This window comes from Christiangramia sabulilitoris (assembly GCF_007050985.1).
GTDB lineage: Bacteria > Bacteroidota > Bacteroidia > Flavobacteriales > Flavobacteriaceae > Christiangramia > Christiangramia sabulilitoris.
The window spans coordinates 661804-676842 of the sequence record NZ_VHSF01000003.1; the positions used below are offsets into that span (position 1 = coordinate 661804).

16 protein-coding genes are annotated in these 15039 nt (G+C 39.4%); 4 read left to right on the forward strand and 12 right to left on the reverse strand.

Features of this window, described 5'->3' with window-relative positions; translation table 11 throughout:
* Positions 1 to 73 precede the first annotated feature (73 nt).
* From gldD to mutY, 4 genes are all read right to left on the reverse strand, one after another.
* On the reverse strand, positions 74 to 637 hold the full coding sequence (gene gldD / locus FGM01_RS13170; RefSeq protein WP_143411629.1) for a gliding motility lipoprotein GldD: 564 nt from the start codon (positions 635 to 637) through the stop codon (positions 74 to 76).
* Positions 634 to 1956 (reverse strand): gliding motility-associated protein GldE, encoded by a 1323-nt coding sequence (locus tag FGM01_RS13175; RefSeq protein ID WP_143411630.1) that lies wholly within the window; start codon positions 1954 to 1956, stop codon positions 634 to 636. The genes gldD and FGM01_RS13175 overlap by 4 nt, the downstream gene beginning before the upstream one ends.
* A gap of 21 nt (positions 1957 to 1977) precedes the next feature.
* Positions 1978 to 2451 (reverse strand): single-stranded DNA-binding protein, encoded by a 474-nt coding sequence (locus FGM01_RS13180; protein ID WP_143411631.1) that lies wholly within the window; start codon positions 2449 to 2451, stop codon positions 1978 to 1980.
* A 108-nt stretch (positions 2452 to 2559) separates the two neighbouring features.
* On the reverse strand, positions 2560 to 3612 hold the full coding sequence (mutY, locus tag FGM01_RS13185; RefSeq protein ID WP_143411632.1) for an A/G-specific adenine glycosylase: 1053 nt from the start codon (positions 3610 to 3612) through the stop codon (positions 2560 to 2562).
* A 140-nt stretch (positions 3613 to 3752) separates the two neighbouring features.
* Here mutY and FGM01_RS13190 point away from each other — a divergent pair, with 140 nt between their 5' ends.
* From FGM01_RS13190 to FGM01_RS13205, 4 genes are all read left to right on the forward strand, one after another.
* Positions 3753 to 4043, forward strand: a complete 291-nt coding sequence (locus tag FGM01_RS13190; RefSeq protein ID WP_011711414.1) for an HU family DNA-binding protein — start codon at positions 3753 to 3755, stop codon at positions 4041 to 4043.
* Positions 4044 to 4362: 319 nt separating this feature from the next.
* On the forward strand, positions 4363 to 5901 hold the full coding sequence (locus tag FGM01_RS13195; RefSeq protein WP_143411752.1) for an Rne/Rng family ribonuclease: 1539 nt from the start codon (positions 4363 to 4365) through the stop codon (positions 5899 to 5901).
* Positions 5902 to 6093: 192 nt separating this feature from the next.
* Positions 6094 to 6576, forward strand: a complete 483-nt coding sequence (locus FGM01_RS13200) for a YciE/YciF ferroxidase family protein (protein ID WP_143411633.1) — start codon at positions 6094 to 6096, stop codon at positions 6574 to 6576.
* A gap of 85 nt (positions 6577 to 6661) precedes the next feature.
* Positions 6662 to 7141: a regulatory protein RecX gene (locus FGM01_RS13205; protein ID WP_143411634.1), complete on the forward strand. Its 480-nt coding sequence runs from the start codon at positions 6662 to 6664 to the stop codon at positions 7139 to 7141.
* On the opposite strand, the gene FGM01_RS13210 is transcribed toward FGM01_RS13205, so the two are convergent.
* The 8 genes from FGM01_RS13210 to FGM01_RS13245 all read right to left on the reverse strand — a co-directional run bounded on the left by FGM01_RS13210 (position 7131) and on the right by FGM01_RS13245 (position 15012).
* Positions 7131 to 7997, reverse strand: coding sequence for a cupin-like domain-containing protein (locus FGM01_RS13210; RefSeq protein ID WP_143411635.1), 867 nt, complete (start codon positions 7995 to 7997; stop codon positions 7131 to 7133). The two genes, FGM01_RS13205 and FGM01_RS13210, sit on opposite strands and share 11 nt — an antisense overlap.
* Positions 7998 to 8010: 13 nt before the next feature.
* Positions 8011 to 8880 (reverse strand): cupin-like domain-containing protein, encoded by an 870-nt coding sequence (locus tag FGM01_RS13215; RefSeq protein WP_143411636.1) that lies wholly within the window; start codon positions 8878 to 8880, stop codon positions 8011 to 8013.
* Positions 8881 to 8898: 18 nt separating this feature from the next.
* The gene (gene bioB / locus FGM01_RS13220) at positions 8899 to 9990 is read right to left on the reverse strand and encodes a biotin synthase BioB (protein ID WP_143411637.1); all 1092 of its coding nucleotides are present in this window, start codon (positions 9988 to 9990) and stop codon (positions 8899 to 8901) included.
* Between the two features lie 89 nt (positions 9991 to 10079).
* Positions 10080 to 11222 carry a beta-ketoacyl synthase N-terminal-like domain-containing protein gene (locus FGM01_RS13225; protein ID WP_143411638.1) on the reverse strand — a complete coding sequence of 381 codons (1143 nt, stop codon included), beginning with the start codon at positions 11220 to 11222 and terminating at the stop codon, positions 10080 to 10082.
* Between the two features lie 57 nt (positions 11223 to 11279).
* A complete protein-coding gene (locus tag FGM01_RS13230; RefSeq protein ID WP_143411639.1) occupies positions 11280 to 11879 on the reverse strand; it encodes an SET domain-containing protein in 600 nt (199 codons plus the stop codon).
* A gap of 75 nt (positions 11880 to 11954) precedes the next feature.
* Positions 11955 to 13244, reverse strand: coding sequence for an adenosylmethionine--8-amino-7-oxononanoate transaminase (gene bioA, locus FGM01_RS13235; RefSeq protein ID WP_143411640.1), 1290 nt, complete (start codon positions 13242 to 13244; stop codon positions 11955 to 11957).
* The gene (gene bioD / locus FGM01_RS13240) at positions 13232 to 13855 is read right to left on the reverse strand and encodes a dethiobiotin synthase (RefSeq protein WP_143411641.1); all 624 of its coding nucleotides are present in this window, start codon (positions 13853 to 13855) and stop codon (positions 13232 to 13234) included. Before bioD ends, bioA begins: the two co-directional genes overlap by 13 nt.
* Positions 13855 to 15012: an aminotransferase class I/II-fold pyridoxal phosphate-dependent enzyme gene (locus FGM01_RS13245; protein ID WP_143411642.1), complete on the reverse strand. Its 1158-nt coding sequence runs from the start codon at positions 15010 to 15012 to the stop codon at positions 13855 to 13857. Before FGM01_RS13245 ends, bioD begins: the two co-directional genes overlap by 1 nt.
* Positions 15013 to 15039 lie beyond the last annotated feature (27 nt).

Here is a 15039-nt window from a genome sequence, read left to right on the forward strand (position 1 = left end):
GTTTGTTTAACAATTATAGTAAATTTTCGCAATGTTTTAACCTATTCTCTAGCTATGTTACAAACAAAGACTGTTAATAATTCCATTTTAAGCTTTCCATAAGGTGCCGAATATCAGCCTTTAAGTAATCTGCAGCCGGAACAATTGAGTCGAAATTGGGGAGGCTCTTGAAGTAAACCGAGCCGGTTAGAAAATGGTGGGTACTATCTGTAAGGTAAAACTGTGCTTGTGATGCGGCATTGCCATCGACCTCATAAAACATCCCGTAAGTCCTGTTTAAATCATTGGTATACACATCGCCTTCTATCAAGTCTGCCTTGATGGTGTGTTGCAGAGGAAGTTTCTGCGCGTCTGAAAGTAAAGAGTCAAGATTATTTTCCACAGGTTGATAGGTAATAAAAACAGAACCTTTCATTTCATCATAATCCAGTTGTATCCAGCAGGGTATACGGTTTCTTGAAGGCGAAATTTCTGCAATTACATTTTTATCAAAAGTGTAGGGGCAGCCTATATCCACTCTTTCATATTCTGCATTCGGGTACTCAAGAGCCAAAAAACCCTTTGGTTTGGGCCTGGGATCATCCTTGCAGGAAATACTAAGGACTGCGAGCAGCAGAAAGGAAATGATCAGTCTCATACCGGTTCTATACTAAGCTTGATTTGCTTGATCCTTTTATCATCAATCACCTCTATCTTAAATGAATAATTAAGAAAAGTAATAACATCATTCTTTTTAGGGAAACCTCCTGAAATCTCCAGTAAAAAACCTGCCATGGTATCTGCCTCGCCTTTTTGATCCTCAAATACCGTTGGATCTTCGATCCTGGCGATCTTATAAAAGTCCTTCAAGGGAGTTTTTCCTTCGAACACAAAGTTATTCTCATCCAGCTTCGAGTAGATCAGGTCCTCATCATCAAATTCATCACTAATATCCCCTACGATCTCCTCAATAATATCCTCCAGCGAAATTAAGCCACTAGTCCCGCCATATTCATCCACCACAATGGCCAGATGGTTCTTCTTGTTTTTAAATTCATTCAGGAGATCATCCAGCTTTTTATTTTCAGGAACAAAATACGGCTCCCTTAATAGGCTGGTCCATTCAAAAGCCTTTTCATTAAGATATGGCAGGAGATCCTTGATATACAGGATACCGGTTACATTATCCACATTTTCTTTATACACAGGAATTCTGGAATATCCATTTTCGATTATTTGTGGAAAAATATCGTGAAAAGAGCTTTCTTCGTTCAAGGCGAAAATGTCCATTCTGGGCCTCATCACCTGTTTTGTATCTGTGTTCCCAAAGCTTACAATTCCCTGCAGGATCTTTTGCTCTTCCCGGGTGGTATCTTCCTCACTGGTCAATTCCAATGCCTGTGAAAGATGATCTATACTTATAAAAGATCGTTGCTTCCCGTATTTTTCATGGAAATAAAGAGTGACCGCACGCATTGGCGTACTTAAAGGGGAGATAAGCGTATCCAGGATGTTTATGGGATATGCCATAAAATTTGAAAACTGAACTTTGTTTCTACTGGCATAGACCTTGGGCAGGATCTCTCCAAATAATAAAATGAGGAAGGTCACGAGCCCAACTTCAAAAATAAAGCGCAGATCGATCCCGAAAAATTCGGTGTTGATTCCGGCAAACAAATCATCGGTGAGACTATCGAATAATAATACGATAGCAATATTGATAAAGTTATTGGCCACCAGGATCGTCGCCAGAAGCTTTTTAGGCTTTTCCAGCAAGTTGATAACGATATTCTGAGTTTTGGATCTCTTCCCGTCTTCGGTAATAAAATTAGCCGGGGTTAAAGAAAAGAAAGCTACCTCTGCACCTGATATCAAGGCAGAACAAAACAATAGCACAAATAAAAATATTAAGCTGATAAGTTGGGTAATTCCCATTGTGGCCCAAAACAAAAGCAAACTGGGAGGTTCCGAATCCAAAGGCAAAAATTTTAATTAAACTTAGAATGGCAAATCATCTTCCTCTTCTGGCTGGGAAAATGATTCATTCTTATTTGCAAAGCTATCACTTTTCGGCTTAGCAGGCTGGCTTCCGCTCATTTGAGAACTGCTGCCTGCCGGTTCACCTGAAGATTCATTTTTAGGAGTAAGAAAGGTGAATTCTGTACAGTGGATCTCGGTAGAGTATTTTTCATTTCCCTGATCGTCCTGCCATTTCCGGGTTTTAATGCGTCCCTCAATATAAACTTTATCCCCCTTCTTAAGGTATTTTTCGCAAATTTCAGCAGCCTTGTTTCTAACAACAACGTTGTGCCACTCTGTATTTACCACCTTTTCACCGGTAGTCCTGTTAGTGTAGCTCTCGTTTGTAGCCAGAGGAAAGCGACCAATAGATCCACCACCCTCAAAATAATGCATTTTAACGTCATCTCCGGTATGCCCGATTAGCATTACTTTGTTTAATGTACCTGTCATTGCTCTACTTTTTTATACCGAAAAACGGCTTATTGGTTAAAATTTATTCTAAAATACTAAAATTTTTCAGCTGAAAATGCAAAAAGAGGCAAAGATATAAACAAGAACCTATTTATAATCATCAGGAAGATATTCATTCAAAAAATTCCCAATTAAAACAGGTACCGGATAGTCTAACACAGTTTGTAAACTTATAGTTTCAGCATTTACTTCTTTAGAATTCACCAGCCAGAACCTGGTATACAAATGTTGATGTGATAATTTATGAACCACCGGATCTTCATTAAATAATTCAATTGAATAATTGTCGTTATTGACTATCTCCCTAAAAGAATCCATCTTTTGTAATTCTGATGCATTAATAAGCTTAGCAGACTCCACCAAGGGAAACTGGTACAAACCGTTCCAGATCCCTTTACCCGAGCGCTGTTCCAGAATAGTCCCATCATTATCCAAATCAAAAACGAGATAATTAAAATATCTCTTTTTAACCCTGGCCTTTTTAAGTTTTACCGGTAATTCATTTATCCTGTTTTCTTTTAGCGCCAGACATTTATCATTAAAAGGACAACTGGCACACAAGGGATTTTGTGGCTTGCAATGTAAAGCCCCAAATTCCATCATCGCCTGGTTATGGGTTGCGGGATCTTTTTTATCCAGCAATTCCTGGGCGAGCTCTTTAAATTCCTTATTCCCCTTAGTAGAATTAATAGGAATATCCATACCAAAAATACGACTTAGAACCCTGTATACATTACCATCAACCACAGCTACCGGCTCATTATAGCAAAAGGAAGCAATTGCGCTTGCCGTATAATTTCCAACACCTTTTAATTTTAGTAATCCTTTATAATCAGACGGAAACTTACCATTCAATTTATAGGCGACATATTTCGCCGTTTCATGCAGATTGCGAGCCCTTGAGTAATACCCCAATCCCTGCCATAGTTTCATCACTTCATCTGCCGGTGCATCTGCCAGATCAAAAACGCTGGGATAGGCTGAAATAAATTTATTATAATAAGGTAAACCCTGTTCTATTCGCGTTTGCTGAAGCATAATTTCACTCAGCCAAATTTGGTACGGTTCGTGAGTCTTTCTCCATGGCAGATCACGTTTATTTTGCAAGTACCAATAAGTCAGTCTGTTGGATAAAACCATAGTAATTGTAAGAATGATCGCAATAATAGGAGTTTATTCCGTTATTATTAGTGAATTAGGTTTGAAATATTGCAGATTTAATTCTTATATTTGCCCCCTTGAAAAATTGAAACCCCAATTAATAATTAAATAGCACGAAAATGACGAAAGCAGATATCGTAGCAAACATTTCAGAAAAATTAGGAATGGAAAAAGGAGACGTACAAGCTACTATCGAATCTTTTATGGACGAAGTGAAGACTTCTCTTGAGAGTGGAGATAACGTTTATCTACGTGGTTTTGGAAGTTTTGTTGTAAAAACAAGAGCTGAGAAAACTGGTAGAAACATTTCTAAAAACACTACTATTAAGATTCCTGCACACAACATTCCAGCATTTAAGCCTGCAAAGATTTTTGTTGAAGGTGTAAAATCGAATGTTGAGGTAAAATAATTTATTCTTCCCGCCTGGCGGGAAAGGAATAATTAAGAACTTTTTATTAATTTAAATGACATTGCACTATGCCAAGTGGTAAGAAAAGAAAAAGACATAAGGTGGCTACGCACAAGCGTAAGAAAAGAAGAAGAGCTAATCGCCACAAGAAAAAGTAGTGTGACAACTACTTTTTTTATTTAATCGTTCTTTGAAATCGAAACCCCCGACAGTATACCTATGTCGTTGAGGTTTCTTCAGGATTCAAAACCTGTGAAAAAATAATGTTTAATCCATCTATGTTTGTTTAACAACAGATATGGATAAAAAATCTGGAAGTGTGGACAAAGAATTAATTATCCGGTCCGAACCTTCTGCTGTAGATTTTGCCTTATTAAAAGATGGAAAACTTATTGAACTTAACAAGGAGGAAGACAGCAATAAATTTAATGTTGGTGATATTTATCTCGCCAAAATTAGAAAAGCTGTACCGGGGTTAAATGCCGCATTTGTAAATGTTGGCTATGAGAAAGATGGTTTTTTACACTATCATGATCTGGGACCTCAGGTTGCTTCTTTATTAAAGTTCATAAAACGTGTAAGCACAGGTAAGCTAAAGGATTATTCCTTAAAGAATTTTACATTCGAAAAGGATATAGACAAAAACGGCTCTATTGCCGATGTCTTAAAATCAAATCAGTCGCTACTGGTTCAAATCGTAAAAGAACCAATCTCTACAAAAGGCCCGAGGATAAGCTCAGAGCTTTCACTCCCCGGTCGCTATATTGTATTAGTACCTTTTTCAAATCGAATTTCAGTTTCACAAAAGATTGAAAGCAAAGAAGAAAAGGAACGTCTCAAGAGACTGGTAAAAAGCATTAAACCCAAAGGTTTTGGGGTTATTGTGAGAACCGTAGCCGAAGGCAAAAAAGTAGCAGAACTGGACAGAGATCTTCAGAATTTAGTTGGTCGCTGGACAGCCATGTGTAAAAAGTTGTACAAGGCACATCATCCTTCAAAAGTATTAGGAGAATTGAACAGGGCTTCGTCCCTGTTAAGAGACATTTTTAATGACTCTTTTACCTCCATTTGCGTAGACGATGAAACCCTGTACACACAAATCAAAGATTATGTGAGCGAAATTGCTCCAGAAAAAGAATCAATCGTAAAATTGCATCAATCCAACCAACCCATTTTTGAAAAATTTGGTATCGAAAGACAGATAAAAACTACCTTTGGGCGCACCGTATCCATGAGTAAAGGCGCCTACCTGGTAATAGAACATACCGAAGCTATGCACGTCATAGATGTGAATAGCGGTAACCGTTCTAATAAATCCAAAAACCAGGAAGACACGGCTTTGGAGGTGAATATGATTAGCGCCACAGAAATTGCCCGACAGTTACGACTACGTGACATGGGAGGAATTATTGTGGTAGACTTCATAGACATGAATAAAGCCGAAAACCGAAAAAAGCTTTACGATCACCTAAGAAACGAAATGAGTGACGACAGGGCAAAACACAAGATATTGCCCCCAAGTAAGTTTGGTTTAGTACAAATTACGAGACAGCGCGTAAGGCCAGAAATGAACATCAAAACCCGTGAAGATAATCCTAACGGTAATGGTGAAATTGAAGCACCTATTAGTTTGGTTAACAAAATAAAGGTGGACCTTGAAAAGCTGATCAAGAAAGAACATAAAAAGATCACGCTTAGCGCACACCCGTTTATTGCAGCCTTTTTAACTAAAGGCTTTCCATCTCCCCGATCTAAGTGGTTTGTAGACCACAAACGATGGGTGAAAATTTTACCTCGCGATGCTTACACGTATTTAGAGTACCACTTTCACGATAAAGACGGGAAAGTGATCAAATAATAGAAACGCCTTTCAAGCAATTGGAAGGCGTTTTTTTTATGCCTGATTTTTTAAAAACGATCTGTATTGAACTTTGTTTTGATCCTATTGCACTTATTAGGAAATAGCCAACAAATCTTTAGTAATCAATTAACTATGTGAAATTCAAAACTGGATTAGATTTATAAATTATTAACCAATAAATATAAAATCATGAAAGATTTGAAAGACCTGTTCGAGCATCAACTCAAAGATCTTTACAGCGCTGAAACCCAATTGACCAAAGCATTACCAAAAATGGTTAAGAATGCACATGACAAAAAGCTGAAAGAAGCATTTGAGTCTCATTTAGAAGAAACGAAAGAACAAAAGGAACGTCTGGCTGAGATTTGCAAAGAATTAGGCATTAAACCAACCGGAGAAACCTGCAAGGCAATGAAGGGGCTTATTGAAGAAGCTGAAGACTTTTTAAAGGAAGATGCTTCAGATGAAGTTAGGGATGCCGGCCTTATTGCCGACGCTCAAAGAGTAGAACACTACGAAATCTCCGGATATGGCACTGTTGTAAGATATGCCAAGGAACTGGGTCATAAAGAGATCGCAGCAAAACTTCAGAAAACTCTCGATGAGGAATATAATGCAGACAATAAACTGGATAAATTAGCTGAGGGAAGATTGAATAAGAAGGCTAAATAAAACCTGCTATTGTAAACTATCTAAGCCTCCACTTTACGGAGGCTTTTTTTATATATAAAAGTCCCAAAATCCCTATTTTCGCTTAATGGATAAGAAAGGTCAAAAATCCTTTACTGTAGATGAGGCTTTGCAAAAATTGATGCACTATTGCTCATACCGTGATCGGTCTCAAAAAGAAGTAGAAGACAAACTTGACGAACTAAGAATGATCCCTGAGGCTAAAGAAAAAATCATAATAAACCTCATGCAGGAGAACTTTCTAAACGAAGAAAGGTTCGCCCGAAGTTTTGTAAGAGGTAAGTTCAGGATCAAAAAGTGGGGCCGAATCAAGATCACCCAGGAACTTAAAAAACGAGAGATCTCCGGCCCAGTCATCAAATTAGGACTTACCGAAATCAAGGAAGAAGAATACCGCAAAACACTTTACGAACTAGCAGAGAAAAAAGCAGAGAAAATTACTGAACCCAATATCTTTAAAAAGAAGAAGAAACTGGCAGATCACCTGCTAAGGAAGGGTTACGAATCTGGTTTAGTATTCGATTGCATTAACGAAATTACAAACTAATTTTGTTTTTGCGGTGGGTTCGCTTTATGGCCTCTTTATTTTTATAATCTATCCATTTCTGCCCTCTCAACTTCCTCATATAATTGTCAAAATGCCGCATAAATATAAGGTTATAAACCGCTTTACTGAAATTAGTAAGTGTCCTGGGAGTCGCCCGTAAACTTATTGAAAAACCGGCGGTCACATAAGTCATTTGATGCCAGTACCCTTCAGGCATATAGAGCGTTTCTCCATGATTTAGCTCGGTTACATATCCCTTCGCTTTTTTAAGCACCGGAAACTTTTCATAATCGGGGTTATTAAAATCTATATCTTCCCTGGCGATAAGGGCATGAGGCACCTTGTAAAGATGCTTGCTTTCTGAAGGCGGGAAAAGTATACACTGCTTTTTTCCATGAAAATGACAATGCAGGATATTGGCAAAATCAATATCATAGTGCATAAAAACACTGGAGTTTTCACCCCCAAAGAACAACATGGGCAGTTGTTTCAGAAATCTGAGGCCTATATCCGGAAATTTGAAATCCTGTTGCAAAGCCGGTACTTCTTTTAATAAATGGAAAAGAAAGATGCGGTAATTGGTAGGACCAGATTTTAAAAGGTCGATATAATCGGCCATTTTCATTTCAGCATGTGCCTCGTTGAATTTATATTTGGAAGAAATAGGACGGTCATCGTAAAGCGGTACCGTTTTATTACCCGCGACTTCCTTTATATAATCAAGACTCCATTTATCATAAGCAGGCCAATCACTGATCAATTCCTCGATGACCACAGGTTTCTGCGGCTGAACGTATTCTTTCAGAAAATCTGATTTCGAAATATTCTTGATTCTTGGTATCTGCTCCAGTTTCATTTCTGCCTATAGATTAATCCAATCCTGCATTCTTATGAGTTCTTTTTATAGCTAGCCTGTTCTTATAGTCTATCCACTTTTGTCCTCTCAATTTACGCATCAAATTGTCGAAATTCCTAACAAACAAAAGATTATTCAAGACTTCAGCGATCGCTTTAGGAGACCCGGGAAGGGATCTTAGGGTCAAAGATAAGCTTGGCGTTTCATATTTTATGAAATGCCACCAATGGCTGGGTATATAAAGTGCATCGCCATGTTGAAGCCTGGTCTCAAAACCTTTCGCCCTGGCCAGGGCAGGATATTTTTCAAAATCAGGATTATCCATATCTATGATCTCCATACTCACAATAGAGTAAGGCACCTTATAAAGAAGGCCGGTTTGGCCGGGTGGATATAAAATCACCTTCTTACTGCCGCCAAAGTTGAAATGAAAATTATTGGCCAGATCCATATCATAATGCATAACAACTTTTGCTCCTTCGCCACCAACAAAAAGAACCGGTAACTTCTTAAAGAATTTTACCCCCAGGTCTGGATACTCAAAATCTTTAACCAGGTCAGGACAGTTTTGCAGTAAATTAAAAAAGAACATCCTGAGGTCTGTTGGTCCTTTTTGCAGTATATCGATATACTCACTAAAAGGAAGCTTTTTGGCCACACCATGAGAATTCTGCCTGCCTTTAGCAGGTTTCCCGTCATAAAGCGGCACAACGACATCGCCTGCCTTTTCCCTGAAATATTCAAAATTCCAGTTTTTATAGGCTGGCCAGTTCTCGGTTAAGTCTTCAATAACCACCGGTTTCTTCGGAATAAAATATTCCTTTAAAAAATCTTCTTTTGAAAGATTTCTTTTTCTGGGAATATTTTGAAGATCCAGTTTCAAAATGTTATTTCTAAAAAACTAAGCTTTGGTTTTGGCCTTTTTCTGTGCCCCCAGGTTTCTTTCGATCTTATGCTCAGGGCGTGACCATCTTGGTTTTTCCCCTTGAGCCTGGTATTTAGAATTTTCTGCATCGACACTCTCCGGTTGAGCTTTCTTCACAAATGCCTTTTGCGGATTAAGCCCGAGCATCTTAAACATTTCCATATCCTCATTCACATCAGGGTTTGGAGTTGTAAGAAGCTTATCCCCGGCAAAAATAGAATTCGCTCCGGCAAAGAAACACATGGCTTGTCCTTCCCGGCTCATTTGGGTTCTTCCTGCAGAAAGCCTAACCTGAGTTTCTGGCATTACGATACGGGTAGTTGCCACCATTCTAATCATATCCCAGATCGGTACCGGGTTTTGTTCCTCCAAAGGCGTGCCTTCTACAGGAACCAGGGCATTAATTGGCACAGATTCTGGTTGAGGATTCAGGGTTGAAAGAGCTACCAGCATTCCGGCACGGTCTGCCTCACTTTCGCCCATTCCTATAATTCCACCGCTGCAGACGGTTACATTTGTTTTTCTAACATTCCCTATAGTGTCCAGCCTGTCCTGGTAACCACGGGTAGAAATAACCTCTTTATAATATTCTTCTGAAGAGTCCAGATTATGATTGTAAGCATAAAGTCCTGCTTCTGCCAGGCGTTGCGCCTGATTTTCTGTAAGCATTCCCAGGGTACAGCAGACCTCCATATCGAGTTTGTTAATGGTTCTCACCATCTCCAGAACATTATCGAATTCCTCTCCATCCTTAACATTTCGCCAGGCAGCACCCATACAAACACGGGAGCTCCCTGAAGCTTTCGCTCTTAATGCCTGAGCTTTTACCTGATTCACGCTCATAAGGTCATTTCCTTCAAGATCTGTATGATATCTGGCCGCTTGCGGGCAATAACCGCAGTCTTCTGGACATCCTCCGGTTTTTATAGACAGAAGTGTAGATACCTGTACAGTATTTGGATCGTGGTGTTGACGATGAATAGTAGCTGCTTCATAAAGCAGTTCCATGAAAGGTTTATTATATATATCGAGAATTTCTTCCTTGGTCCAATCGTGTTTTATAGCCATGTAAAAAGATTTGTATTCAAAAATAACTAAAACTAAAGTTTATTAAGGGATGCTTTCCTAAGATTTATAGGCGGGAAAGCTACTAAATATTATTTTCTTCCAATTAATATAGAAACTGCATTTCCACCAAAGCCTACAGAATTCACTAAAATTTGATCGAGCTTAGCGGGTTGGTGTTGAAATTCTGAAAATGGGACTGGCAGGAACTGTTGATTTTCCAACATCATTACTGCCATTTGCAGGCTTAAAATCCCGGATGCGGCAAAACTATGCCCGTTTTTCCATTTATTACTGGTCATGGCCGGAAGTTTTTTTCCGAAGACCTTTTTTATGGCATTTACCTCAGCAAGATCTCCGCCTATAGTACCAGGGGCGTGCAAAATTATAGCATCTATCTCTCCGGCATTTTGTATTGCCATACGCATAGATTTCTGCAAACATTTACCATTTTTTGAAAGCGACGCTCCGTGCTTCAATTTCTCATTAGCATATCCAACAGCTGTAATAACAGCCCGGGTATTCCCGCTGATCTCATTTTCCATTCCCACCAGCCCGGCTGCCTCACTAAGGATCATGGTGTTTCTGGATTTGTTCATATCTAAGGCCCTGCAGGGATATTCCAGCTCTTCTGAGGCATATATCTTCATGGCGCGCATCTGGGCAATAGTAAAACCCGTTAGTGGAGCTTCACTACCACCTGCCAGGAAACTATCGGTCATGCCGCTTTGTAACCATGCGATCGCGTTGAGAATGGCGTGCATTCCTGTAGAACAGGTTACGCTATGGGAAAATTCGGGTCCATCCAGCTGAAGATCCTGGGCGACCCAGGATGAAATATTTCCTAAGGTTGTTGAAGGAGAAGTGTAGGTTGAAGCGCTGCCTGTTTTAAGATATTCTGAATGATATTTCTCGAATATCCCCGTAGCGCCCCGGCTGCTCCCAATATTTATCCCTGTAGTCCCCTTCAAACCGGAGGCATTGCCCTTTCGCCCGGCCAGAATCGCAAATAATACTGACTCATCCAGGTACCGGTATTTTGAATTCTGTTCTCTTAAATGTGCAATCTCAGATTTAATATTTTCAGGTAAAAAGCCAGCCAGTGCCGGCAAACCATCAAAATCTGAATTCCTGAAAAAATGCTCACCGGTCTGGTAATTTTTCCAGATTTCACCGGAATCTGACCCCAATGGTGAGATGGTTTCAACAGAACTTATAGAAACAGGATTTTTCAATTGCTGAATTTTTGCTCAAAAATAAGGCTCAGAGACCTCTTATGTAAATTTAAGAGCCTAAAATCCTATAAGACTTGGATCGTAATACAGATTTTTGGTAGAAAGCATTTTCTTCTGTCCAGCGGATACCTGATGAATCTCCTGCAGAACGTCTTTTGGGAGCAAAGTTAAAAGAGCCTGCTTCTGCTTCAATATTTCAGGGAAAATTGGTTCAAGTATAGCATCCCAATCCGCGTAATAAACAGTTATGTCATCTGGTTTAACTATTTTTCGCTCAGTTCCTTCATCCTCGGGGACAAAAGCTTCTGTAAGATTTAAATATCCGTAATCATCTGTTAATTCCTCGCCTACCTGAATATCACGAATGGCAACTTCAAAATTATAACCAGTGGACAGGCAATTAGATCTAAAACTATGATTTACATATTTAGCTATATCCCAGCACAGAATATATTCTCCCTTATTATTCCTGAAACTGAATTTCTCAAATAATTCTGCGGTATAGGGATTTAATTTTTCCGCCTTCTCCGGGTGGAAAAGGATATCGAGCTCATCCTGTACCCAGGTAATGGTTCCTTTCGGAATAAAGGAGGTCGCGATGACCCCAATGCCTTTGGAGGCATTAATCCACTTAACACTAGTATCTGGATGCATCATAATTTTTAGATTACCTAAACTAAATTAGCTAAAAATCAGATTCAAAAAGTATAAATATCTCCTGAGCTTAAAAATTTAAAAAGCGGTTAAAGCTTCTTCAATTACAGAATAAACCTTTGCCAGTTCTTTTTCAGAGATCACATATGGCGGGACTATATAAATGGTATTCCCCAGGGGGCGAAGAAAAACACCGCGATCCATAAAAAACTGAAAAAGCTGATTTCTAAGATCGCCATATCTCTCAGTTTTAATATTCAGTTCAAATGCAAGTATTACACCTCTGGAGCGAGCATTTCTTATTTTTGGGTGTTCATTCAGCTTACTTGCGAATTTCTCATTAGAACCTGAGATCCATTTTATATTTTCCTGAATTTCCCAGGAATTCAATAATTCGATCGCTGCCAGTGCAGCAGCGCAGGCCAAGGGATTTGCCGTATAGGTATGACCATGAAATAAACCTTTGCCAATATCATCAGAATAGAAGGCATCATAAATTTTCATGGAACAGGAAGTTAGCCCCATAGGCAGCAAACCCGCGGTTAGAGCCTTGGACATACATACCACATCTGGCTTTTCTTCAATATGATCTGATGCGAAGTAGCGGCCCGTTTTCCCGAAACCGGTCATTACCTCATCTGCAATCAGGATGATATCATGCTCCCGGCATATTTTCAATATTTCATTGAGACCTTCTGCATCATGAAATTTCATAGCGGCCGCTCCCTGGATAAGGGGTTCGTAGATAAACCCAGCAATATTGCGCCTGCTTATTACTTCCTTTAAAATGGATATAACTTCGGTATTATTATCGCCCGTTGGAACCGGAATGCGCTCTACCTGGATAAAATGATTTTCAAAAGCTCCATTGTAAATCGAAAGTCCCGAAACCGACATCGCTCCAAAAGTATCTCCATGAAAACCTTCTTCAAAAGCAAGCATTACCTGCCGGTCATTTCCCAGGTTATGATGATACTGCAACGCCATTTTGATCCCTATCTCGGTGGCTGTAGAACCATTATCGTTAAAAAACAGTTTCTGCTGACCCTCGGGAAGGATCTTTACCAGGGCTTCAGATAATGCTATTGCCGGTTCATGAGTAAAGCCGCTAAAGACCACCTGGTCCAGTTTTAGCATTTGCTCGGTAACCTTATCTGTTATATGTTTATTACAGTGACCATAAACTGCCGTATACCAGGAGGAAATCGCATCTATATAATCCTTACCCTTATCATCTGTTAACACGCATCCTTTTGCTCTCGCTACAGGCAGCATTTCCGGGGATAACTTGTGTTGGGTGAGCGGATGCCATAAGTGCTTTTTATCTCTTTGACTAAGACTTTCCTGTTGCAAATCTATATTCTGCATAATTTTTCTCTGAATTTTTCTGCATATTCCATGATCACATTTTCATCGAAATACGGCTCCTCATCAATTCTACCAATTACCTCGACTTTACCCTGCCTGATGATTATACTCTCTGTACTCGGATGCTCGTTCCCGCTAAAGATGAGGCCGATTTTTTTAATACCACGATTCTTCAGCGTTTCTATACTCATTAAAGTATGATTAATACTCCCTAGGTAATCTCTGGAAACCAGGATTACGATATCATCTTTTAATATGAGATCTGCAATTGTATCTTTTTCATTGAGAGGGACCAGCAATCCGCCGGCGCCTTCGACTACGAGAATGTTATCAGTTTTAGGAGAACTTATAACACCCGGTTCTATTTTTATCCCATCTATTGCCGCCGCCGCATGCGGGCTCATTGGAGTATTTAAAGCAAATGCATTATTATGAAAAACCGTTTTGGAATTGGTTACCAGTCTTTTCACTTTATGTGAATCTGAATTTTCCAGATCTCCCGCCTGTATCGGTTTCCAGTAATCTGCCTCCAGTGACTCGGTAACTATCGCGGCAACAATGGTCTTCCCCACCTCGGTTCCTATTCCGGTAATAAAATATCTCTTCGGCATTATTTATTATTTGACACAAAATTACTCAGGACTTTTAAGACCTCCGAAATTTCCCGTGATGAATTATAACTATGCAGGCAAAATCTCAATCTTTCCTTGCCCGCGGGTACGGTAGGCGCGAGTATCGCCTTTACTTTATAACCGTCCTCCTGAAGGTCTCTGGCAACTTTTTTTACACTGTGATTACCGCTGATGAGACAAACCTGAATGGCAGATTTACTATCTGTAAATAAGTTTTCGAGGTTATTATTTTTAATTTCTTCCCTGAAAAACCGGATGTTATCGCGAAGCCTTTTCAATTGTTCCGTATCTTTTTCCAACAGCCTGTAAGCGCTATATATACCGGCAACGGAATGTGGGGAAAGAGCTGTGGTGTAAATAAAACTTCTGCAAAAATTCACCAGGTAATCCTCTAATTCTGAACTACCGATTATTGCAGAACCATGAACTCCCAAAGCTTTGCCGTAGGTAACGATCCTGGCAAAGACCCTCGATTCCAAATTTAACTGCTGCACCAAGCCACGGCCATTTTCACCAAATACTCCCAATGCGTGAGCTTCATCCACGATTAGATAGGAATTATATTTATCTGCTAATTCAGTTAACCCCATTAGGTCAGGAGAATCCCCATCCATAGAAAAAACAGACTCGGTCACCATATAAACATCCGAAGAAGGATTTTTTTCCAGCAAGCGCTTAAGTTTAGCTTCGAGATCACCAAGATCATTATGCTTAAAATTATAGTTCCGGGCAAGACTCATCTTAAGACCGTCCCTAATAGACGCATGCGCTAATTCATCATAAATGATGATATCATCCTTTTGAGGTACTGCCGAAAAAAAACCAATATTGGCATCATAACCGGAATTAAAGATCAGGGCCGCGGGGGTATTATGAAATTGAGCAATTTGCTCTTCGGTTTTTTCAAAAAGAGAATGATTTCCGGAGAGTAATCTCGAACCGGTAGAACCATTTCTCAGAACTGAAGTTTTAAGCAATTCTTCAGCCGCCTTAAAAATCTCTTCAGACCTTGAAAATCCCAGGTAATCGTTTGAAAAAAAATCTATCCCTTCAGAGAATGGTAATAATTTCCTAAATGAATTAGCATCCTTTCTCTTTTGAAGCCTTTTCTCTAATTTTGAAGGTATTTTTTTCATGAGACAAAAATACACATTCACTTAAAC

Excerpts from the sequence above, each read along its gene's own strand:
- FGM01_RS13230 (WP_143411639.1), bottom strand. The coding sequence starts at position 11,879 with ATGATGCATCCAGATACTAGTGTTAAGTGGATTAATGCCTCCAAAGGC.
- bioD (WP_143411641.1), bottom strand. The coding sequence starts at position 13,855 with ATGCCGAAGAGATATTTTATTACCGGAATAGGAACCGAGGTGGGGAAG.
- bioA (WP_143411640.1), bottom strand. The coding sequence starts at position 13,244 with ATGCAGAATATAGATTTGCAACAGGAAAGTCTTAGTCAAAGAGATAAA.
- FGM01_RS13190 (WP_011711414.1), top strand. The coding sequence starts at position 3,753 with ATGACGAAAGCAGATATCGTAGCAAACATTTCAGAAAAATTAGGAATG.
- bioB (WP_143411637.1), bottom strand. The coding sequence starts at position 9,990 with ATGGCTATAAAACACGATTGGACCAAGGAAGAAATTCTCGATATATAT.
- FGM01_RS13200 (WP_143411633.1), top strand. The coding sequence starts at position 6,094 with ATGAAAGATTTGAAAGACCTGTTCGAGCATCAACTCAAAGATCTTTAC.
- FGM01_RS13180 (WP_143411631.1), bottom strand. The coding sequence starts at position 2,451 with ATGACAGGTACATTAAACAAAGTAATGCTAATCGGGCATACCGGAGAT.
- FGM01_RS13205 (WP_143411634.1), top strand. The coding sequence starts at position 6,662 with ATGGATAAGAAAGGTCAAAAATCCTTTACTGTAGATGAGGCTTTGCAA.
- FGM01_RS13210 (WP_143411635.1), bottom strand. The coding sequence starts at position 7,997 with ATGAAACTGGAGCAGATACCAAGAATCAAGAATATTTCGAAATCAGAT.
- mutY (WP_143411632.1), bottom strand. The coding sequence starts at position 3,612 with ATGGTTTTATCCAACAGACTGACTTATTGGTACTTGCAAAATAAACGT.
- FGM01_RS13245 (WP_143411642.1), bottom strand. The coding sequence starts at position 15,012 with ATGAAAAAAATACCTTCAAAATTAGAGAAAAGGCTTCAAAAGAGAAAG.
- gldD (WP_143411629.1), bottom strand. The coding sequence starts at position 637 with ATGAGACTGATCATTTCCTTTCTGCTGCTCGCAGTCCTTAGTATTTCC.